This is a genomic window from Bifidobacterium sp. CP2, assembly GCF_018555635.1.
In the GTDB taxonomy this organism is placed as follows: Bacteria; Actinomycetota; Actinomycetes; order Actinomycetales; family Bifidobacteriaceae; genus Bifidobacterium; species Bifidobacterium saguinibicoloris.
The window spans coordinates 1-20,989 of record NZ_JAFEJX010000014.1; the positions used below are offsets into that span (position 1 = coordinate 1).

Here is a 20,989-nt window from a genome sequence, read left to right on the forward strand (position 1 = left end):
ACACACACCAAAACCAACCCCGAACCGGAAGAACCCCGGCCGGAACCGCTCGGCGGCAGCGAAAGAACAACTTACACGCAAACCCCAACCAACGCAACCCCACCCCACCACAACACCCCACAAACCCTTGGAAACACAACAAACCACCGGCGTGTCGAAAACACAAAAAAACAACACCGGAAACCCGCCAACAAACCACATCGCAGGTCCATCAACGACGAATCGACATGCACCGACGTCATACCGCTTGAGACAGGAGGCGGGCGCGCGGCTACTACACTGGTGTGCGGGAGGCGAATCCTATGAGAATTCTGGTCGCGGTAGCCAACGCGGCGTTGTCGCAGGCGATCCGAAACACGCTCGGCAAAGCCGGATACACGGTCGACGCCATCGAACCGAAGAACATGGCGTCACCGGAATCGGCCGTCTCCGCACTGACGGCAACGCTCGCCGGACCTGCCGACGATGCCGTCGCAGCCGCGAACGACACGAACGGCGCGAACGGCACCGTATCGGCCGGAACGACACCCCGCACAGCGAACCGAACAACCGGAACGACGGACGCAACGCAACCCGCGACGCTCGACATCGCCATCGTCGATTCGCCGACCGTCATCGCAACCATGAAGACCGCACAACCGTCGATACGGACGCTGCTGCTCGCCACCACGTCGCTGCGCCGCAACCTGTCCGGCGGCACAGCCGACAACGCGGATCCGGCCGCCAACCCCACAACGACACCGGACGCAACGCTCCGCATGCCGTTCTCCGACACCGAACTGCTCTCCTACGTGGAGATGCTCGCGCGCGAATCGTCCGGAGCTGGCATGGGCACGATGCTCATCCGCGGAGACCTCACACTGGACCTCAAAAACCGCAAGGCGTATTTCGCAAGCACGCGCAACGCGATGCCACTCTCCCGCCTCGAATACGACATCCTCGAGACGCTGGTGCGCGCGAGCGGCCGGTTCGTCGGGCTCGACGAACTCCAGCACGCCGCCGGCGGCTCATACTTCACACAGGAAGGCCTAGTGCGCCGCGGCGTCGAATCCCTTGACCGCAAACTACGCAACGCCGGCCTCATCATGACCAAACGCGACGGGCAGTACCGCGTGCTGTAGTTCCGATACGCATCAGAGCCGCGATGGCTACCTTCACCGCAGACCGGCCGCATAATCGTCAAGCACATTCAGAATCCCACAATGCTCCCAAATGACATTGCGGCGCATCCCCCCACGACGCGTCAATACCCCGGCCTCCTCAAGACGCCTTACCGACCGTTCGGCCTGTGGTTTGCTCAATAACCAAGGCACGACCGCAACGGCCATTGCCGTCAGCAACCGGGTGGATGGTTTCGAATTGCGCATGAGCGATGGCACACTGCATCAGCACCGGTACATCATCGCGATTGGTGAAACCCACGAGATCCGCCATGCAGTCCGTCACCAGCTCCGGTTGGTGCGCCACATGGGACGCGCCTCGCGGACCGACGGCCGATGAACGATACGTTCATCGCCCGTTCGTCGTCGTGATGCGGACACAACGGAACGAAACTTGTTTCCGTTGCGGAAAGTGATATTGTTTTCCACAACGGAAAGTGGTTTCGTTCCCAGAGAGGCATCATCATGACAGACGACATACGCGACGCCGTATCATCCGACTTGGCGCACACCGGCCCCGGAACCGGACGCGACGAGTACGGGACGGACGCACTGGACGCGCTCGAATCGCTGCGCGCGCTGGACACGGACCGCAAAACAGTCAACGACCGACCCGTCACCGCGACGATGACGACATGGAGCGCGGCGTTCACGGGAGCCGTCATGACGATCAACGCCGTCGCCTACTGGCTTCTGGGCTGGACTCTGCTGGGCGGGCACGCCGCGTTCACACGAGCCGAATCCTGGCTCTACGTCGGCGGCGCGGTGCTGCTCGTCACGCTGTCCACCACCCTGCTGACATACGGCCAGAAGCGAAGCGGCATCAGCGTATGGAACGGCAGACTGTTCTGGCCCGACAAGCGCCTACTGAAGGACGGACGATACCGTCGGGTCTTCACCATCTACCTGACGTTCGTGTTCGCCGCACCCGTGGCGATGCTCCTCATCGGCGTCCTCTACGCGCCGTGGTGGCCGGTCGTCGCACTCGCGCCGATATGCGGACTCGTCTCGGCGTGGATCAGCCGCCGGCAGACCAAGGCGTACGCACAGGTCATCACCACCCCGCTGGCGCTGGACGCGTCGGATACGCCGGGCAAACCGGACAGGCCGGGCGGACCGCAAGGGACGCACGGCACTCCCGGAACGGAGGCGACCCATGACATCGGATGATCCGGAACCCGTCTTCAATGAAGTGATCCACGCGCCGGTCCGGTTGCGGATATGCGGCCTGCTCGACACGTACGGCACCGTCCGGTTCGACATGCTGCGCGACACCATCGGCGTGAGCGACGCCGTCTGCTCCAAACACCTGAAGACCCTCGCCGAGCACGGCTACGTGACGCTCGACAAGAAGGCCGACGGCGGCACAAGCAAGGCGTACAAGGTCACATGGGTCAGGCTCACCCCCGAGGGCGAAGCGGCGTTCCGCTCGCATGTAGCCGCGCTCAGGCAGATTGTGGCGGGGCGGTAAGCCGGCCTGAATCCACGCGTTCTCTCTTCGCGTTGCTCCGCCTCCGATGCATCACCTGCATCACCGTCTACATCACCACCCCGGCGCAAGCCTGCCCGAAAACGGGATTCCCGCACCATCCAAGTCCCCGCACCATCCAAGTCCCCGCACCACCCAAGTCTCCACATCACCCTTCATCACTCCTCGAGGCGCATCATGAAAGCGATTCTCTACAAGGACCTCATGCAGATCCGGCATAACACCGCGATGCTGGCCGTCGCCGTCCTCGGCGTCGTCATGTCGATATTGCTCGTCATGCTCATACCGACCACGGGCATGGATTCGCCGATGGCGGTCACCGTATACCGATTCGCCGTGGTCTCGTTCGCCATGTGTCTGGCGCCCACGGTGTCGCTGGACGCGATTCACGACGACCTCGCCAACGGCGTCATCCCCTCGGCCAGGGCGTGCGGACGTCCCTTGCGCCAGTACTTCGCCGCGCAGCTCGCCTACGCGCTCGTCCCGATCACCGTGCTGTCGCTGGCGGTGACGGCGATCTCGTACCTGTCCGCGCCCATGCTGCACGGCTTCATCGCGAGTCCGCAAGGCATCGTGACGGCGTTCATCCCTACGCTCGCCGCGTTGGCGATTGCCCTGTGGTCGATACTCATCAAAGGAAAGGCGATGATCATGACCGCACCCACGCTCGGTCCCACTCCCACTCCGACTTCCTCCCCCGCTTCCGCGACGCACGCCTCCCCCACTCCGACCGCGGTCCGCGTCACGGACATGACGTTCGGCTATCGGCGCAACAAGCCGGTCCTTGAACACATCGACCTCGACGTGCCGGCCGGACAGTCGCTCGGCATCCTCGGCTACAACGGCGTGGGCAAGACCACCCTGTTCGGCGTCATCACGGGTCTGCTGCGCCCGCAACACGGTTCGGCCACAATCAACGCCGACGTGTTCCATTCGATGCGCGAGGTGTTCCAGCTCACCGATTCGGGCAACCTCTCCGCGAACATGACGGTACGCGAGAACCTGAGGTTCCGCGCGATGCTGTACGCCACGCATGACGACCCGCATCCGATCGACCTGAAGCACTTGGACGCACTGCCAATGGTCAGGGCGTTCGAACTCCAGGACCATCTCGACAAGAAGGTCAGGGACCTCTCATCCGGACTGCGCAAGCGTGCGGGCATCGTGGCGGGCATGCTCTTCGACCCCAAGCTCATCCTGCTCGACGAGCCGACCAACGCGGTCGACCCGATCACCCGCCAACTGCTCATCGACCTGATGCGTCAGCTCAAGGCGGACGGCCGCACGATCCTGACCATCACACACGACCTCGACTACTGCTGGGAGGTCGTCAACCGCGTCGTCATTCTCGACGACAGGCATCTGGTCAAGGACGTCATGCTCGCTGATTTCCCCGACGTCGACGCCTTCAAACGTGCCGCCACGCTCGGCCGCGAGCGTGACCACGTCGATTTCGGCCTCGGCGTCGTCGCCGCCGCCATCTGACTTCGTACCGGTAAGGAGTATCATCATGAAGGCATTGCTGTATCGCGATTGGCTGCTGTGGCGCAGGAGCCGCCTGTGTGTGGCCGCGGTCGTCGTGGCCTGTCTGTTCATCCCAGTCGTACTGGCGGTGCTCGCGGGCTCGGACCCGCGTGGTGCCGATTCGTTCGAGGCGTTGCCGGTGCTGGAGTCGCTCGGTCCTTGGTATGGCTATGTCGCCGCATTGCTGTCGGCATACACGTTGTTCTCCAACGCCACCACGATGGACATGGGTGCCACGTTGCTCGCGGACGGCACGTTGGAGAACTACCGCGGGTCGGGTCGATCCATGCTTGGTTACTGTCTGGGCAAGAGCCTGCTGCCGATGCTGCTCGCGGAGTTCATGACGGGTTCGCTGTTCGTGTATCTCCTCTGGGCGGGGTTGGTGCATGCCGATTCCGGCGCCGTCCTCTCCGTGGTGTTCGGGACCATCGGCGCGATTGCCGGCCCCGCGGTGCTCGCGTTCGCCACCGTGCAGATGCTGCTCGCCACGCATGCGACCACGGCGGGTTCGTTCTCGATGGTGACGTTCGTCGCGGCGATTCCGATGACCGTGTTCATCGTGCTTGGTTTGAGGCTTTCCTCCCTCTGGCAGCTGATCACGTTGATTGTATTCGGCATGATCGCGTTGCTGCATACCGCGGCCTCCGTGCGTCGTCGCTATCCGAACACGCTGCGATCGATCCTATAGAATGTGCCGGTCCAGCAGCCACAAACTCGTCTCCAACAACCGTTTCTATAGAATGCACCATTCCACGGGCCACGAACAGACCATCCGCGTCCGAACCTATAGAATCGGACGATTACGGAGCGGAAGCAGGACTTCCAGCGCCCGATTCTATAGAATGTGCCGTTCCCGCAGCCACAAACCCGTCTCCAACGCCCGTTTCTATAGAATGTGGTATTCCGCAGGCCACGAACAGGCTGTCCACGACCGAACCTATAGGATGTGCGAGAATTCATAGGTGATGCCCATGCATCCGCACGGGATAGTTCCGCACGGGAGAGCTCCGCGCAGGATAGTTCCGCACGGGAGAGCTCCACGCAGGATAGTTCCGCACGAGATAGTTCCACACGGGAGAGCTTCGCGACATCCGCAACAGGAAGGCCAGGTCATGACACCGATCGAGTTGGAGACGCGGCGGCGCGTCACGGGTTTGACGTCGAGCGAGTTCGCACGGCTGTTCGTGACCGTCGAGCGGAAGGTCGACGGCGAGTCGGCGCAGTGGGACGCCTCCGACGTCGAATCATGGGAGATCGTGGGACCGCCGGTGACCGCCGACCAGCATATCGTCGACACGTTGGCGGCGGCGAACGAGTTCGTCGCCACGCTCGCCCGGAAACTGCACCGCATGATCACGCCGGCCGACGAGAACACGGTCGTCACCGTGTTCGCCGACGACCTCACGTTCTGGGCCGACCAGCCCGATCTGGGCGGCATCCCGCACGCGCTGTGGAACATCGCCGCGTTGCAGGCCATCGAGTGGGTGCGTCAGGAGACGGGCGTCGTCTGCACGCTCGACACGCGTCCCTCAATCGTCTGAACCAGACGGTTTCGCCGACGACGGCATCCGACGTCCGACATCGGCGTCCACCGAAGCCGACGGCGATCCGACGTCCGACACCGGCCACGTACCGCTCACACCGGGCGCCATCGACATCCGACCCGAACGCCGACGCCGGCAGCACGTGACCCGCGAAACAGATCCGACAATGCCCGATGGCGCATTCCCGTTTCAGTACAGCCGCATGCCCTGCGGCACCGGGGTGAATCCGGCCTGGTGGAGCACGCGCGCGTAGGGGTTGCGTGCGTTCAGCGGTTCGCCGTTGACGTCGGCGAAGGTGGTCGTACCGGGGCCTCCCCTGCGCAGCACGTAGGCCAGTTCCGCGAATGCGGGACGCAGCCGTGCGGCGTCATCGTCCGATGTCGCCCCGCCCGATACAGCCCCGTCCGACGGGGTTCCGTCCGATGCCGTCTGTTGCGATGGTTCGACCCGTTTCGACCGTCCGGCCTGTTTCGACTGTTCGCCCCGTTCCGACCGATGCGGCGTCTCCGACGGTTCCGCCGACTCCGACGACGCCGTCGCGCCCTCTTCCGTCACATCCTTTCCCGTCATGGACCGGCCCGCGCCGAACACTGTCAGATGCTTCGACTTCGGTGTCGCATAGGACACCGGCCTGCCATCCGCGAGCACCACGATGCCGCCCTCGCGCCTTGCCGGTTTGGCGGCGCCTTTCGGGACGGCGGGCCATGCGAATGCGGAACCATAGAGATTCGCGGGATCAAGCACGCTGAGGGCCACGGCCGAACGCATATGCCCCGTCTCGTTCATGCCATGGCCCATCCCGGACGCCTCGTCCTGCTCCGGTCCCATATGCCGCAGCATGTCGACGACGTCCTTCTCGGCGAACTGGGCGGCGCCGAAGCCGCGCACGAACATGCCGCGCACGAGCCGCCCGTGCTCCTCCATGCGTTTGAGCAGCGGATACAGGCCCGAGAAGCCACCGGGGACGCTTTCCTTGTCGATGAGCGGCTGAGCGATGACGCCGTACCGGTCGAGCAGGATCTCCACCCGTTCGAGCGCCTGCTGTTCCGGAGTGCCGGCGTCGACGCACGCGTCGGCATCCGTCATGTCTCCGCCGACGGCCGACCACAGGCCGCCCATCGTCATCGGTGTGCGTGGCGCGGTCATGCGGATGCGTCGGCGTGATGCGCGCGCGGGCGCACGCACCGTGCGTTTCCCGGTTCCGGCGCCCAGCGCGCGCATGGGGACGAACGAACTGTTGGTGACCTTGCCCTGCCAGACCAGAGACCAGAGCGCCTCCTCGAACTGGCTGTCGGACCATGGCTGCGATTGCGTCCATCCGTCCGGCATGTCCCGTACGGGCGACGGCCGTCTGGATACGGCCGGCATCGTGATGATCTCGCCGGTCTCCGGATCGACGGTCTCATCCGCCCCGGTTTCGTCCGTCATCGTTCCGTCCACTCCGTCCGCTCCGGCCGTGGCGTCCGTTCCGTCCGACCCGGACACGCCGTCCGACCGACCTGTGTTCGCGGTCTGCCACCGTTCGCGGGTCATCGTGGCGAGCTGTGAGGCGTGGTAGGCGCCGCCCGAGGCGAGCACGGCCAGGATGGCTTCGGGAATGGTCATGCCGGATGACGGGCCGCGTTCCGCCGGATCATCGCCATAACCGGTCTCCAGCAGCATCGAATCCGCCGGATGGAACGCGACGAGCCCGGGTTCGTTCGCCTTGGTGTCGCCGGTTTTGGAACCGACCCACACGACCTCGCCGCCGGCGAGCAGTTCGTCGAGCATCGCGGGCGAGTATCCGGCCACGCGTGCGGGGAACACCGACGACTCCCATACGCCCGCGGGCAAGGCGACGCCCTCCAATTGTTCGATGACGCGCATCAGCCCGTCCGCACTCTCGTATCGTTCGCCGCCGACCGGACCAACGCCCTGCCGGTCGAGCAGGAACGACTGGTAGGCGGCCGGTTCCACCGGTTTGACCGCTTCGCGCGCCTTGGCGAGCGACCGTGCGCGGATGCGCCGGAACACGTCCTTGTGGAGCCATTGCGTCGCGGCCTCCCCATCGCGCGCATCGCCATACGTATCATCGCGCGTATCGCCGCGCACGTCGTCCCCACCGACGCCGCCGTCCACGTCACGCCCCGTCATGTCGACGAAATGCCCGGACAGCAGTTCGCCGCGTTGCGCGAGTTCGTCGAGCGCGTGCACGGCGTCGGCCGCATCGAGCCGCAGGTCCCCGATCATCCGCTCCGCGGTGAACGGTCCATGGGTCTTCGCGTACCGGGTCACACGACCGGTCACATCGTCGGGCGCGAGCTCGTTCCAGAACGTGCGCTCGGCGAGCTCCCCTTCGACCGCGGCGATGACGTCCGGGTCGAGCACGGTGGCCATGTCGGTCGTGCCGAGCAGCTTCTCCAGCACTTCGGGATCCATCGAGAGCAGACGCACGCCGCGTTCGGCCTGCGGCACGTCGTACTGGTACATGACCGAGCCGACGAAACCGAACAGCAGGTTCTCGGCGAACGGCGACGGCGTGTCCGTCGTCGTCTCTTTCAGAGTGACGGCGCCGCCGTTCAATCTGGTCATCAGCGAGCGCAGCGCGTCGAGGTCGTAGACGTCCTGGAGACATTCGCGCGCGGTTTCGAGCAGGAGCGGGAAGTTGCGGCGCATGCGGGCGGCGTTGAGCAGTTGGGCGGCGCGCAGGCGCTGCTGCCAGAGGGGCACGCGTCTGCCGGGTTCGGTGCGCGGCAGGAACAGGGAGCGTGCGGCGCATTCGCGGAACCGGGCGGCGTACAGCACGCTCTCCCCCACTTGGGTTTCGATGATGCGCGTGAGGTCGTCCGGATCGAACAGGAGCAGGTCTCGGATGGGGATCTCGCCGACGCCGTCGGGGATGCGGATGACGATGCCGTCGTCGGCCGCGTACGCCTGCCCGTCGAAGCCGTAGCGTTGCGTAAGCCGTGCGGTGACGGCCATCGCCCACGGTTCGTGGACGCGGCGGCCGTACGGCGAGTGGATGATGACGCGCCAGTCGCCCTCCTCGTCGGGGCAGCGTTCGACGACGATGGTCTCGTCGGAGGGGACGACGCCGGTGGCGGCCTGCTGTTCGGCGAGGAGCCGGGCGAGGTTGTCGACGGCGTTGCGCTCGAGGCCGTCGGTTTCGAGACGATGCAGGATGTGCGGCGTGAAGGTCGGTTCGTCTTCCGGCCGCTGCGACGACGCGTGGACGAGACCGGCGGCCGTCTCACGCAGGAACCGTCCTTTGGCGCGGCCGAAGCCGACGTCGCGACCCGTCTCCTCGCCGTGCCAGAACGGCAGGCGCGCGGTGCGGCCGGGGGCGGGGGTGACGACGACGCGGTCGCGGGTGATCTCCTGGATCTGCCAGGTGGAGGTACCGAGGGTGATGACGTCGCCGACGCGCGACTCGTAGACCATCTCCTCGTCGAGTTCGCCGACGCGGCGCTGCCCGCCGCGTCCTGTATCCGCTTCGGGCAGGACCACCGTGTAGAGGCCGCGGTCCGGGATCGTGCCGCCGGAGGTGACGGCGAGGCGTTGCGCGCCGGGACGCGCGGCGATGAGGTCGGCCTCATGGTTCCACATGAGGGGCGGGCGGAACGCGGAGAACTCCTCGGTGTCGTACGCGCCGGTCATCATGCCCATGACCGCGTCGAACATGCTTCGGTCGAGGTCGGCGAACGGTGCGGCGCGGCGCACGGCCGCATACCAGTCGTCGGGTTTGAGGTCGTCCATCGCGGCGGCTGCCACGGTCTGCTGGGCGAGGATGTCGAGCGGGTTGCGCGGCACGGCCAACGGTTCGATGTCGCCGGCGCGCATGCTTTCGATGGAGGCGGCGACGCCGACGATCTGCTCACGCGTCAACGGGTAGAACAGTGCGTGCGAGACGCCGCCGACGCGATGGTCGGCGCGGCCCACGCGCTGCAGGCCGGAGGCGACGGACAGGGGCGGCGCAATCTGGATGACGAGGTCGACCGAGCCCATGTCGATGCCGAGCTCGAGGCTGCTGGTCGCGACCACGCAACGGAGTTCGCCGCGCTTCAACCGTTCCTCGATCTGCTTGCGCCGGTCCTTGGAGACCGAGCCGTGGTGGGCCATCGCGATGACGTCGTCCGCGCCGTGCGAGCCGACGAGCATCGTGGTCGAGCCGACGACCGAATCGTAGTGCCGCGCGAAGCCCTCGCGTCCCTCCGGCGAGCCTTTGTCGGCAGACATGCCGGACGAGCCGGGAATGCCGAATCCCGCGAGTCCATCGGATGCGCCGGATGCGCCGGACGCGGCCGACGCACCGGACGGGCCGGACGAATCGGTCACGCCGCTCCCCCGGCGTTCGGCGTACAGGTCGTTCAATCGCGCGGTGAGTTTTTCCGCCAACCCACGCGAGTTGACGAACACGAGCGTGGTGCGGTGGGCGAGGATCTCGTCGAGAACGCTCGCCTCGACCACCGGCCATATCGAGCCGGACGTGCGGTCGCCGGCGGCGCCGGTGACCGCGGACGAATCGGCGTTCCACCGGTCCGTTCCGTCGGTTCCGCCGGAACCACCGGAACCGCCGTCGACGATTCCCTTGCGTTCGGCGAGACGCCGCATGGCGGGCGTGACGCCGGAGATGTGCGGCACCGCCGCGCGTTCCGCGTCGACGCCGCCGGCGCGGTGCGCGACGTTCGCCGATCGCAGGTCGCGCATGTCGGCCAACGGTTCCACGACCTTCAAGTCCATGTCGGGTCGGGATCCCGGGTCGACGATGGTGACGGGTCGCGTGCCGCCGAGGAAGCGCGCGGCCTCGGCGGGCGGGTTCACGGTGGCGGACAGGCCGATGCGTTGGGCGGGCCGGCCGGCGGACGCATCCGTCGCCGCATCGCCGTGGCGACGCCGATTCGCGGCGCTTCCGGTGATGAGGTCGTCGAGCCGTTCGAGGCTCAATGCGAGGTGGGCACCGCGTTTGCCGCCGGCGAGCGCATGGACTTCGTCGACGATGACGGTGTCCACGGTCCTGAGGATGGTCCTCGCCTTGGAGGTGAGGATGAGGTAGAGGGATTCGGGTGTGGTGACGAGGATGTCCGGCGGATGCGCGGCGATGGCGCGACGCTCCTTGGGCGTGGTGTCGCCGCTGCGCGTGGCGATGCGGATGGCGGGCGCGGGCGCGCCTGTGGCCGCGCAGGCGGCGGCGATGCCGTCCAACGGCGCTTCGAGGTTCTTAGCGACGTCGACGGCGAGAGCCTTGAGCGGCGAGATGTAGAGGACGCGCACGCCCTTGGTCTTGCGGGAGCGGGTGGTGGGCGCGTCCGTCATGAGACGGTCGATGGCGGAGAGGAAGGCGCACAGGGTCTTGCCGGAGCCGGTGGGGGCGATGACGAGCGTGTCCGCGCCGGAGCGGATGACGGGCCATGCCTCGCGCTGCGCTTCGGTGGGCGCGCCGAACGCATGCCGGAACCATTCCCGGGTGGGTTTCGAGAACGCTTCCAGACATTCGCACATATGTTCGATGCTAGTGCCGCGCTGCGACGAGCGCGGGCGCACGGATCGGCCGTACGGGTCGGCCGTACGGGTCGGCCGCACGGGTCAGTCGTCGACGTATTCGAGGATGTCGCCGGGCTGGCAGTCAAGGACGCGGCAGATGTTGTCGAGGGTGGTGAAGCGTACGGCCTTGGCGCGCCCGTTCTTGAGGACGGACACGTTGGCGGGCGTGATGCCGACGCGGTCGGCGAGTTCATTGACGCCCATCTTGCGTTTGGCGAGCATGACGTCGAGGTTGACGCGGATGGCCATGTCAGATCACCTCCGCGAGTTCGTCGCGTTGCGCGATGGCGGCCTTGAGCAGGGACCGCATGACGAGCAGGAGCAGGATGAAGGCGGCGATGAGCAGCAGCGCCACGACGCATGCCGCGCTCATGGCCGCGGCGCCCATCGCGACGTCCACGGCGACGCCCTGCGCCGGATCGTAGTATTCGGCGTGCGCGAGCGAGCCGTAGAGCAGCACGAAGAGGACGAGCACACCTTCGGCCGCGGCGCAGACGATGATGGCGTCGGTCCAGGTGACGGCTCTGCCGGAGAACACGTCGCGCCGTCTGGCGAGCGTGAGCAGCCGCCACAGGGGGATCAGCGCGGCTTCGAAGCACAGGATGCCGAGTATGCCGGCGATGGCGTACGGCCATCGGGCGGGGGCGAGCTCCGGGTACGTGGCGACGATGTCGCCGGAGAGGACGACCACGGCGTACTGTCCCCACAGGCAGACCAGTTCGAAGAGGACGATGAGCGCCTTGAGCGCCGTGATGGCGGCGGGATGGTATTCGGGCCAGCGTTCGTTCGACGTGTCGGCCATGATGTGCTCCTTCCGGTTGGAGCGGCTCCCCCTCGGGCGCCACCCCGAATGTATTGCAAGACGATAATAACCTATCGTTTTTCAATATGTCAACACCGTGAAGAATTGCATGTCGATAGATTCATATCGTTTTTCGATAGTTACGATGGCGGCAGCCATACGGAACCGTCGCCCACATGCGACGCACGTTCCCACGCATCGGACCCAAGGAGCACGACATGACCGAACCGACCACCATCGCACGCACGCCGTCGGACGCACACACGGCACCGCCGTCGGACGTTCCGCCATCGGACGGCATGACGCGACGGACCGACGACGGACCGACGCGGTCGACACAGGACGGGCGCGGCCTGCGCCTGCTCGTCGCGGCGTTCGCCGTCACGTTCCTGTTCGACCGGCTCGTCGTCGCCACGTGGACCGACATGCCCGCATGGGTGTACCAGTGGGGCTATCTCACGCCGCTCGCCGTGTTCTGGCTCGTCTGCCTCGCCGTCATGACGGCCCTCCACCCGCACACGGCGCTCACTCGCCCGCTCACCTGGACGGTGACCCTCGCCGTCGTGGCTCTGGCCGCATGGTGCATGCTCGCCGAAACGCGTTTCCAAGGCAACCTCGAATTCGAACTCATCACCGTCATCCTCGTCATGCCCGCGCTGCTCATGCTCCACGCGCAGCTCGCGAACGGCCTGTACGACGTGCGCCGTCCCCTCGGCGTCGTCGTCAACTGGTTCGCGGGATGGGTGGTCAAGCCGTTCACGCGGATCGGCCGGCTCTTCCGGCTACTGGACGGCTTGGGGCGGAACCTGCGCGGCTGCGGCCCGGACGGCACGCGGCGAATCGGAGGCGCCGCACGCAAGGCGGGCCTCGCCATGCTCATCGGACTGCCGCTGCTCGCCGTCCTGCTCGCCCTGCTCTCCGGCGCGGACATGGTGTTCCGCTACGGACTGACGCGTCTCTTCGGCGATTTCGACGTGCGCTCCCTGTGCACGCACGCCGCATGGACGCTGCTGCCGCTGCCGTTCCTGTTCTCCCTGCTGGCGCATGCGGACGACACGTCGGACAAGGCGAAGGCCTCGTACGCGATGCGGGCCGGCCTGCGGTTCGACGGCGCGGTGACCGCCATCGTGCTCGGCATGGCGCTCGCCGCGTACGCCGTGTTCTGCGGCGTGCAGTTCACGTTCCTGTTCGCCGGCGCCGGTCTGCCGGACGGACTCACCTACGCCGAATACGCACGCTCCGGATTCTTCCAGCTGCTCGCCGTGGCCGCCATCAACCTGACGATGTTCGGGCTGGCGCACACGTACGCGCGCCGGACACGCACGCTCGTCGTCATGCTCGTCGGGCTGGTCGGCGCCACCGGCGTGATGCTCGCCTCCGCCGCCAGACGGCTGCTGCTGTACATCGCCGCGTACGGGCTGACGTGGATGCGGTATGCGGCGGGCGCGTTCATCGGGCTGCTGGCCGTGATGCTGCTGCTCGCCTTGGTTAAGATGGTCCTCCCCCGTCTGCCGTTGACGGCCGCCTGCCTCGTGGCGTTCCTCGTCTGGTACGTGGCGTTCGGCTGGAGCGACCCGGCGTACGTCATCGGCACGTTCGACGCGGCGCACGGGTTCGGCATGGGGCCGACGATCATCCCGTGAGCCGGACGCCGCGTCTCAGCCGCGCTTGCGGCGCAGCGCCTCGTGCATGACGACCATGACGACGAGGAACGCGAGCAGGAAGAACGGGAACAGGCCGATGGTCAGATACTGGGCGATGAGACCGAACAGCGGCGGCATGAGCATCGACCCGACGTAGGCGGCGGCCATCTGCACGCCCACGATGGCCTGCGAGCGCTCCTCGCCGAAATAGGCGGGCGTGGAGTGGATGATGCACGGGTAGATGGGCGCGCAGCCGAGCCCCACCACGGTGAGACCCGCGAACACGCCGAGATGATGCGGCAGCGGCAGCAGCATGACGACGATGCCGGCGAGGATGAGCGCCTGGCCGAGGCGGATCATCTCGTGGTCGGCGAGCCGCATCGTGAGGAAGCCGCTCAGGCCGCGGCCCACGGTGATGCCGATGAAGAACAGGCTGATCCAGCTGGCGGCCTCCGCCTTGCCGATGCCGTGCCCCAGGACCATGTAGCTCGCGCCCCACAGCATGCACGTGGATTCGACGGCGCAGTAGCACAGGAACATGAGCAGGATCTCGCGGGCGCCGCGGATGGCGAGTACGCCCTTGAGCCCCAACGGTTCACGCTTCGGCGCGGAGGACGCGGAGGACGCGGAGGACGACGCGTCGGATGAATCCGGTGTATCGGGCACACCGGACGCGGACGCACCGGACGCCGTGCGGGACTTCCACAACGGCAGGCTGAACGTGATGACCACGGTGAGCGCGATCTGCAGGAACGCGATGTACCGGTAGCCCCACGGCCACCCCTGTCCGCCGGAGAGCGCATAGCCCATCACATACGGGCCGGTCAGGGCGCCCACGCCCCACATGCAGTGCAGCCAGCTCATATGCCGGCTCTCATAGTGGATGGCCACGTAGTTGTTGAGCGCGGCGTCCACGCCGCCGGCGCCGAGCCCGTACGGCACGGCGAGCGCGAGCAACGTCCAATAGTCCGGGGCGAACGAGAAGCCGAGCAGAGCGGCGGCGGTGAGCCCCACGGACGCCGCGGTGACGCGACCGGCGCCGAACCGCAGGGTCATGCGGTCGCTCATGAGCGCCGAGCAGATGGTCGCCGCGGAAATCGTCATCGAGATGCCGCCCGCCCACGACAGGGGTGCACCGAGATCCTGGCTCATGGTGGGCCATGCGGCGCCGAGCAGCGCGTCCGGCAGCCCCAGACTGATGAACGACAGGTAGATCACGGCGAGCAGCAGACTCGTCATCGGGCCTCCTCGGAATCATGGGAATCGCCGGACCGCGGGAACGTACGGCACGGTGCGGTGCAGCCGTTCATGATACCGGCATCGGGAAGACGACGGGCCCGGACACGCATGCATCGGCCGGCCGGACGGATTGGACGGCCAGGGCCGACCGGAACCGGAGGCGTCTACTCGGCGGGCGTGAAGTAGTCGGCGATCTCCTCGGCGGTGCCGAACGAGGATTGCGCACCGAGCTTGGTGGCGGCGTATGCGGCCACATAGGAGCCGATCTGCGCGGATTGGAGCAGCGAATACCCCGCGGCGAGACCGGCGAGCACGGTGCCCATGAACGAGTCGCCGCAACCGGTGGTGTCGACCGCCTCGACGATGGCCTGGCCCACGCGGAACCATTGCCCGTCCTCGATGACGATGGACCCCTCCTCGCCGAGGGTGACGATGCCCCGGGTGAAGCCGTAGTCGGTGAACCGGGCGACCACGTCGGCCCAATCATGCGTGGACCAGGTGCCTTCGACGAGGTCCGGCAGTTCGAGCAGGTCGGCGGCCTCGTGCTCGTTGACGAGGAGGATGTCGGTGGCCTCGATGAGCTCGTGCGGCAGCTCCGCCATGAACGGGGACTCGTTGAGCAGCACGGTCACGCCCTGCTCGTGCGCTGCCTGGGCGGCGGCGATCACGGTGGGCACGGGGCTTTCCAGGCACAGGCCGAGCACCTTGGCCTCGCCGAGCGCCTCGCGGTGGCATTGCACGTATCCGGCGCTCACCTTGCCGTTCGCGCCGGTGGAGTAGACGATGGTGTTCTCCCCCTCGGCGTCCACGGTGATGACGGTGGTGCCGCTGGCGCCTTCGGTGTGGAGGATCTCGCTGGTGTCGACGCCCGCGTCGTCGAGCTTGCTCAGCAGGAAGGCGGCGTTCTCGTCGTCGCCGACGGCCCCGTAGAAGTGTACGTCGGCGCCGAGCCTGGCTGCGGCCGCGGCCTGGTTCGCGCCCTTGCCGCCGGGCAGGATCTTCAGCGCACCACCCTTGACGGTCTCTCCCGGTTCGGGGAGTCTGCGCGTGGTGACGGTGTAGTCCGCGTTCATCGAACCGACCACGGCCACGGATCCTTCGGATTGGCTCATGCCCATGAGCCGTTCGCGGATGGTCAGCGGCATCTGCGAACGCGCCTCGACGGGTTTCTCCTCGCTCATCACGATATTCACGTCCCGATAGTCTAGTCCGACCACGGGCCAACCCGGTCAGGTGTCGATCTTGGACCGGTCGAAGTCGTCCGCGTTCTCGACGATGAACGCCTTGCGCGGCGGCACGTCGTCGCCCATGAGCAGGTTGAAGATCTCGCTGGCCTCGGCGGCGTCCTCCATGCGGATACGGCGCAGCATACGCGTGCGCGGGTCCATGGTGGTGTCGGCCAGCTGGTCGGCGTCCATCTCACCCAGACCCTTGTAGCGTTGGATGTCCGGATTGTAGGAGATGTGGCGGCGGTCCAGGTCGGCGAGCTTGCCGGCGAGCTCGTCGTCGGAGTACGTGTAGATGAACTCGCCCTTGTGCGAGCCGGCCAACGCGATGCGGTGCAGGGGCGGCACGGCCGCGTACACGTAGCCGTGCTCGATGAGCGGACGCATGTACCGATAGAACAGGGTGAGCAGCAGGATGCGGATGTGCGCGCCGTCCACATCGGCATCGGTCATCATGATGACCTTGTGGTAGCGCGACTGCGTGATGTCGAAGCTCTGCCCGGAACCGGCGCCCACCACCTGGATGATGGCCGCGCACTCCTTGTTGGACAGCATCTGCGTGATCGACGCCTTCTGCACGTTGAGGATCTTGCCTCGGATGGGCAGCAGCGCTTGGAACCCGGAGTTGCGGGCCGCCTTGGCGGTGCCGAGCGCGGAATCGCCCTCCACGATGAACAGTTCGGCCACGTCGTCGTTGCCCGGCTGGCAGTCGGACAGCTTCGGCGGCATGGACGCGGATTCGAGCGCGTTCTTGCGGCGCGTGACCTCCTTGGCCTTGCGGGACTGCACGCGCGCGTGCATCTCGCCGACGATCTTCTCGAGCACGCGGCCGGACTGCTCCTTGTAGCCGCGTTTGGCGCCGGTGATCATCTCGCCGAACTGGCGGTCCGTCATGCGCGAGACGATCGGCTTGACCTGCGCGGTGCCGAGCACGTCCTTGGTCTGCCCCTGGAACTGGGGTTCGGCGATGCGCACGGTGACGACGGCCACGAGGCCCGCGGTGATGTCGTCGCGCTCGATGCGCATGTTCGAGTCCTTGAGGTTCACCTTGAGCTTGCGGGCGCTCGCCTCGACGGCCTTGCGCACCTGCCTGGTGACCGCGTTCATGAGGCCGTCCACGTGCATGCCGCCGCCGGGCGTCTCGATGATGTTCACGAAACTGCGGATCGTGGTGTCGTAGCCGTTGACCCATCTGAGGGCGATGTCGACGCCGCAGGTGCGCGTCACCTTCGCGGCGTGCAGCTCGCCGTTCTCGCCGACGGCCTGCGTCTCCTCCTCGTAGGTGTCCTCGCCCTGGATGCGCCAGATGTCGGAGACGGCCTCGCCGTGCGAGAGGAAGTCGACGAAGTCCTTGACGCCGCCGGTGTGACGGAACTCCTCGACGCGGGCGTGCGTGTGGTTCGCCGCGTCCGCCTTGGCGACGGCGACGGCGTCCGCGCCGGCCGGGGTCTCCCCGGTCCCGGAGACGCCTTCCGCCTCCGCTTCGGCGGCGGGTTCCGTGGACGCCGTGGGTTCCGCGGGTTCGACGGCCGCGGGCGTGCCGGCGTCCGCGTCGACCTCGAGCATCTCGTCGACGGCGGCATCGCCGGTCTCCGGCACGTTCTCGTCGACGACGGTGATCTTCAGGCCCGGCACGAGGAAGCTGGTCTGACGCACGCGGTCGATGAGCTGCTCGTACGAGAACTCCGCGGTGCTGTTGAAGATCTCCGGATCCGCCCAGTAGCGGATGCGCGTGCCGGTACGCTTGGCGGGCACCTTGCCGATGATCTCGAGTTCGGTGGGACGGTTCTTGCGGGTGCGCTTGAACGGCGAGTCCGGCGAGGGATGCGCCGGATCGGCGTCCGTGTATACGCCGGGATGCCCCTGATGGAACGACATGTGGTGCGTCAGGCCGTCGCGGTCCACCTCGACGTCGAGGCGCGAGCTCAGCGCGTTGACCACGGAGGAGCCGACGCCGTGCAGGCCGCCGACCGCGTTGTAGGACGCGTTGCCGAACTTGGCGCCGGCATGCAGCTTGGTGAGCACGACCTCCACGCCGGACAGGCCGGTCTTCGGCTCCTTGTCGACGGGGATGCCGCGGCCGTTGTCCGCAACCTCGACGGAGCCGTCGGTGTGCAGGGTCACGACGATGTCCGTGCAGAAGCCGGCCAGCGCCTCGTCGACCGAATTGTCGATGATCTCCCACAGGCAGTGCATGAGGCCCTGGCTGTCCGTGGTGCCGATGTACATGCCGGGGCGCTTGCGCACCGCGTCCAGGCCTTCAAGGACGGCGAGGTCCTTGGCGCCGTATGCTTCCTTCGCCATAAGCTCCTAGCGGTTGAGCGGGTTTGAGTCGGATTCTCGGAACGGTTCCGGCGGGGACGGTCCGACGGACCGTCCCCGCCTGTTCCGAATCATTGCGGATTATATGGATGGCTCCGTCGGTGAACGGTCCACAGGACCGTTCACCTCCTCACGTGATTCGCGCTGCCGAGCGGCGCGAATCACTGATCGAGGAAGTCACGCAGGGTCTGCGAGCGCGACGGGTGGCGCAGCTTCGACATGGTCTTCGATTCGATCTGACGGATGCGCTCACGGGTCACGCCGTACACGCGGCCGATGTCGTCGAGGGTCTTCGGCTGACCGTCCTCAAGGCCGTAGCGCATCTTGATGACGCCGGACTCACGCGGGGACAGCGTCTCGAGCACGCTCTTGAACTGCTCCTGGAGCAGGGAGAACGCGACGGCGTCGGACGGGGCGATGGCGTCGGTGTCCTCGATGAGGTCGCCGAACTCGGAGTCGCCGTCCTCGCCGAGCGGGGTGTGCAGCGAGATCGGCTCGCGGCCGTACTTCTGCACCTCCTGCACCTTCTCGACGGGCATGTCGAGCTCGCGGGCCAGCTCATCCGGCGTGGGCTCGCGGCCGAGGTCCTGCAGCATCTGGCGCTGCACGCGGCTCAGCTTGTTGATGACCTCGACCATGTGGACGGGCACGCGGATGGTGCGCGCCTGGTCGGCCATGGCGCGGGTGATGGCCTGGCGGATCCACCACGTGGCGTAGGTGGAGAACTTGAAGCCCTTCTTCCAGTCGAACTTCTCGACGGCGCGGATGAGGCCCAGGTTGCCTTCCTGGATGAGGTCGAGGAAGAGCATGCCGCGGCCGGTGTAGCGCTTGGCGAGCGAGACGACGAGTCGCAGGTTGGCCTCGAGCAGGTGGTCCTTGGCCTTCTTGCCGTCGTTGGCGGCCCACTTGAGCTCGCGCTTGCGCTTGAAGTCCATGGTGTCGCCCTCGGTGTCCAGCAGATGCTGGGCGTACAGGCCGGCCTCGATGCGTTCGGACAGGTCCACCTCCTGCTCGGCGTTCAGCAGGTTCACGCGGCCGATCTGCTTGAGGTAGTCCTTGACCGGGTCGGCGGTGGCGCCGGCAGTGATCACGCGGCGCTTGGGGTTGCCGACCTTGCCGCCGCGGCGGCGCGGACGCGGCTCGTAGTCGTCGTCATCGTCGTCGCGCACCACGAAGGCGCCCTTCTGCTTGGGCTCCTCGGGTTCCTCGGGCTTGTCGTCCTCGTCGTCGTCCTCGTCGTCGACGTCGTCATCGTCGAGGTCGTCCTCGTCGGAGTCCGCATCCTCGTCGTCCGAGTCCTCACCGTCGACGTCGTCGAGGTCCTCGTCCAGATCCTCGTCGAGGTCGTCGACGTCGAGGTCGTCCTTGGCGTCGTCCAGACGCTCGTCGACGTCCGCCTCCGCCGGCGCGGCGGCCTTGGCCTTGCGGCCCCTGCCCGTGGTCTTGGCGGAGCCGGTCTTCGCGGTCTTCCTCTTCGCGGCGGTCTTGCGCGCGGTGCTGGCTTTCTTCGCGGGGACGGCCGTGGTCTCGTCCTTCGTTTCCTCGGTCTTGTCGCCGGCCGTCGTGCTCTTCGTAGCCAAACTGATCCTCCTCGCGGTCCTCGCCCCGGCCGTATACCACAAAGGCACACTTATGGCAAGGGCAAATCGTCAACTATGTGAGTTAACCACCCCATGCGGACGATTATTCCCGGAAGGCCTTCGCACGGGGCGTCACCGTCTGGCGCAGGCGGGGCATGCACCCCGGCTCGCGGCGCCGAGGACGATCGCGGCGAGCGAGCACCCGTCGTCCAGCGCCAGGCTCCGCAGCGCGTACGCGGACGCCTCGGCGTCGCCCAGCCACCACAGGACGTAGGCGATCGCCGCATACGGCTGCGCGCAGAACGCCCGCGGCATCAGTCCCGCCATCGCCGCAAGCATGCCCACCCCGGCACGGCACCGTTCGACGTCCGGCCCGCGTTCGTCCTCGAACGCCGCGGACAGCAGGTCGCGCACGGTGGACGACACCTCCTTCGTGCGCGGGCGGGACAGGATGTCCATGAGCACGTCCCTGCCGCACTCGTCGTCGTCGAAGAGCATGGACAGGATGAGCGCGTCGCGGATGGACAGCACCTCGCGCATGCCGACGGCGAGCGCGGCCATCGTGTCCCGGTCCGGTCCGGCGCCGCGCCGTTCCAGACGGGCGAGCCACGCGTCGAGCGGCCCGTCCATCCAGTCCGCGTTGGCCCGTTCGGGACCGTGTTCGCGTCTCGATTCGCGCAGCCGCCGCGCAAGCCTCTCGGCGGCCTCGTCGTCGTACGCGTCCGTCCCCGTCCCGGGCCCGGGGAGCGTGCCCGGCTCCCCCGCGGGGATGTCGGACGGGTCGGGCGTGCACGTCCGCGCGTCCCGGCGCCCGTTGCGCCGCATGCGGTCGCGACGGTCGTGTCCGTGGTCCTGGTGCTGGTCATGGTCATGGCTGTGGTCCGTGGTCATGGCGTCCTCCTTGAAGCCGGTCGTCCCGGCCCGTCCGGGCCGGTGGAGG

17 protein-coding genes are annotated in these 20,989 nt (G+C 67.0%); 7 read left to right on the top strand and 10 right to left on the bottom strand.

Features of this window, described 5'->3' with window-relative positions:
• Window positions 1–201: hypothetical protein (locus JS531_RS09570; RefSeq protein WP_214315492.1), on the bottom strand; the 201-nt coding region annotated here is incomplete at its 3' end.
• Between the two features lie 101 nt (window positions 202–302).
• Here JS531_RS09570 and JS531_RS09575 point away from each other — a divergent pair.
• Window positions 303–1,121, top strand: a complete 819-nt coding sequence (locus JS531_RS09575) for a hypothetical protein (RefSeq protein WP_214315494.1) — start codon at window positions 303–305, stop codon at window positions 1,119–1,121.
• A gap of 139 nt (window positions 1,122–1,260) precedes the next feature.
• Here JS531_RS09575 and JS531_RS09580 read toward each other — a convergent pair whose 3' ends face one another.
• Entirely contained in the window at window positions 1,261–1,467 is a 207-nt protein-coding gene (locus JS531_RS09580) for a Fic family protein (RefSeq protein WP_214315496.1), read from the bottom strand.
• A gap of 158 nt (window positions 1,468–1,625) precedes the next feature.
• Here JS531_RS09580 and JS531_RS09585 point away from each other — a divergent pair, with 158 nt between their 5' ends.
• From JS531_RS09585 to JS531_RS09610, 5 genes are all read left to right on the top strand, one after another.
• Window positions 1,626–2,330, top strand: a complete 705-nt coding sequence (locus JS531_RS09585; RefSeq protein WP_214315498.1) for a hypothetical protein — start codon at window positions 1,626–1,628, stop codon at window positions 2,328–2,330.
• Complete coding sequence (locus tag JS531_RS09590; RefSeq protein WP_214315500.1) at window positions 2,317–2,631, top strand: transcriptional regulator; 315 nt, start codon at window positions 2,317–2,319, stop codon at window positions 2,629–2,631. The genes JS531_RS09585 and JS531_RS09590 overlap by 14 nt, the downstream gene beginning before the upstream one ends.
• A gap of 195 nt (window positions 2,632–2,826) precedes the next feature.
• Window positions 2,827–4,134, top strand: a complete 1,308-nt coding sequence (locus JS531_RS11160; RefSeq protein ID WP_240542160.1) for an ABC transporter ATP-binding protein — start codon at window positions 2,827–2,829, stop codon at window positions 4,132–4,134.
• Window positions 4,135–4,159: 25 nt separating this feature from the next.
• Window positions 4,160–4,861: a hypothetical protein gene (locus tag JS531_RS09600; RefSeq protein ID WP_214315502.1), complete on the top strand. Its 702-nt coding sequence runs from the start codon at window positions 4,160–4,162 to the stop codon at window positions 4,859–4,861.
• 424 nt (window positions 4,862–5,285) lie between these two features.
• Complete coding sequence (locus tag JS531_RS09610) at window positions 5,286–5,714, top strand: hypothetical protein (RefSeq protein ID WP_214315506.1); 429 nt, start codon at window positions 5,286–5,288, stop codon at window positions 5,712–5,714.
• A 192-nt stretch (window positions 5,715–5,906) separates the two neighbouring features.
• On the opposite strand, the gene JS531_RS09615 is transcribed toward JS531_RS09610, so the two are convergent.
• The 3 genes from JS531_RS09615 to JS531_RS09625 form a co-directional block, all read right to left on the bottom strand.
• On the bottom strand, window positions 5,907–11,195 hold the full coding sequence (locus JS531_RS09615) for a DEAD/DEAH box helicase (protein ID WP_214315508.1): 5,289 nt from the start codon (window positions 11,193–11,195) through the stop codon (window positions 5,907–5,909).
• Window positions 11,196–11,279: 84 nt separating this feature from the next.
• Window positions 11,280–11,486, bottom strand: coding sequence for a helix-turn-helix transcriptional regulator (locus JS531_RS09620; protein ID WP_214315509.1), 207 nt, complete (start codon window positions 11,484–11,486; stop codon window positions 11,280–11,282).
• A 1-nt stretch (window position 11,487) separates the two neighbouring features.
• Window positions 11,488–12,039 carry a DUF2975 domain-containing protein gene (locus JS531_RS09625; protein WP_214315511.1) on the bottom strand — a complete coding sequence of 184 codons (552 nt, stop codon included), beginning with the start codon at window positions 12,037–12,039 and terminating at the stop codon, window positions 11,488–11,490.
• A 218-nt stretch (window positions 12,040–12,257) separates the two neighbouring features.
• Between JS531_RS09625 and JS531_RS09630 the strand changes: the two genes are divergently transcribed.
• Entirely contained in the window at window positions 12,258–13,682 is a 1,425-nt protein-coding gene (locus tag JS531_RS09630) for a DUF4173 domain-containing protein (RefSeq protein WP_214315513.1), read from the top strand.
• A 15-nt stretch (window positions 13,683–13,697) separates the two neighbouring features.
• On the opposite strand, the gene JS531_RS09635 is transcribed toward JS531_RS09630, so the two are convergent.
• The 5 genes from JS531_RS09635 to JS531_RS09655 all read right to left on the bottom strand — a co-directional run bounded on the left by JS531_RS09635 (window position 13,698) and on the right by JS531_RS09655 (window position 20,940).
• Window positions 13,698–14,921 (bottom strand): MFS transporter, encoded by a 1,224-nt coding sequence (locus JS531_RS09635; protein ID WP_214315515.1) that lies wholly within the window; start codon window positions 14,919–14,921, stop codon window positions 13,698–13,700.
• Window positions 14,922–15,085: 164 nt separating this feature from the next.
• Window positions 15,086–16,066 (bottom strand): ribokinase, encoded by a 981-nt coding sequence (locus JS531_RS09640; RefSeq protein WP_214315553.1) that lies wholly within the window; start codon window positions 16,064–16,066, stop codon window positions 15,086–15,088.
• Between the two features lie 84 nt (window positions 16,067–16,150).
• Window positions 16,151–18,451 carry a DNA topoisomerase IV subunit B gene (locus JS531_RS09645; protein ID WP_214315516.1) on the bottom strand — a complete coding sequence of 767 codons (2,301 nt, stop codon included), beginning with the start codon at window positions 18,449–18,451 and terminating at the stop codon, window positions 16,151–16,153.
• Window positions 18,452–18,630: 179 nt separating this feature from the next.
• Window positions 18,631–20,049 (bottom strand): RNA polymerase sigma factor, encoded by a 1,419-nt coding sequence (locus JS531_RS09650; RefSeq protein ID WP_214315517.1) that lies wholly within the window; start codon window positions 20,047–20,049, stop codon window positions 18,631–18,633.
• 132 nt (window positions 20,050–20,181) lie between these two features.
• Window positions 20,182–20,940, bottom strand: a complete 759-nt coding sequence (locus JS531_RS09655) for a DUF4192 domain-containing protein (protein WP_214315518.1) — start codon at window positions 20,938–20,940, stop codon at window positions 20,182–20,184.
• Window positions 20,941–20,989: the final 49 nt, after the last annotated feature.

Excerpts from the sequence above, each read along its gene's own strand:
- JS531_RS09620 (WP_214315509.1), bottom strand. The coding sequence starts at position 11,486 with ATGGCCATCCGCGTCAACCTCGACGTCATGCTCGCCAAACGCAAGATG.
- JS531_RS09640 (WP_214315553.1), bottom strand. The coding sequence starts at position 16,066 with ATGCCGCTGACCATCCGCGAACGGCTCATGGGCATGAGCCAATCCGAA.
- JS531_RS09625 (WP_214315511.1), bottom strand. The coding sequence starts at position 12,039 with ATGGCCGACACGTCGAACGAACGCTGGCCCGAATACCATCCCGCCGCC.
- JS531_RS09615 (WP_214315508.1), bottom strand. The coding sequence starts at position 11,195 with ATGTGCGAATGTCTGGAAGCGTTCTCGAAACCCACCCGGGAATGGTTC.
- JS531_RS09630 (WP_214315513.1), top strand. The coding sequence starts at position 12,258 with ATGACCGAACCGACCACCATCGCACGCACGCCGTCGGACGCACACACG.
- JS531_RS09635 (WP_214315515.1), bottom strand. The coding sequence starts at position 14,921 with ATGACGAGTCTGCTGCTCGCCGTGATCTACCTGTCGTTCATCAGTCTG.
- JS531_RS09610 (WP_214315506.1), top strand. The coding sequence starts at position 5,286 with ATGACACCGATCGAGTTGGAGACGCGGCGGCGCGTCACGGGTTTGACG.
- JS531_RS09585 (WP_214315498.1), top strand. The coding sequence starts at position 1,626 with ATGACAGACGACATACGCGACGCCGTATCATCCGACTTGGCGCACACC.
- JS531_RS09590 (WP_214315500.1), top strand. The coding sequence starts at position 2,317 with ATGACATCGGATGATCCGGAACCCGTCTTCAATGAAGTGATCCACGCG.
- JS531_RS09655 (WP_214315518.1), bottom strand. The coding sequence starts at position 20,940 with ATGACCACGGACCACAGCCATGACCATGACCAGCACCAGGACCACGGA.
- JS531_RS09600 (WP_214315502.1), top strand. The coding sequence starts at position 4,160 with ATGAAGGCATTGCTGTATCGCGATTGGCTGCTGTGGCGCAGGAGCCGC.
- JS531_RS11160 (WP_240542160.1), top strand. The coding sequence starts at position 2,827 with ATGAAAGCGATTCTCTACAAGGACCTCATGCAGATCCGGCATAACACC.
- JS531_RS09575 (WP_214315494.1), top strand. The coding sequence starts at position 303 with ATGAGAATTCTGGTCGCGGTAGCCAACGCGGCGTTGTCGCAGGCGATC.
- JS531_RS09645 (WP_214315516.1), bottom strand. The coding sequence starts at position 18,451 with ATGGCGAAGGAAGCATACGGCGCCAAGGACCTCGCCGTCCTTGAAGGC.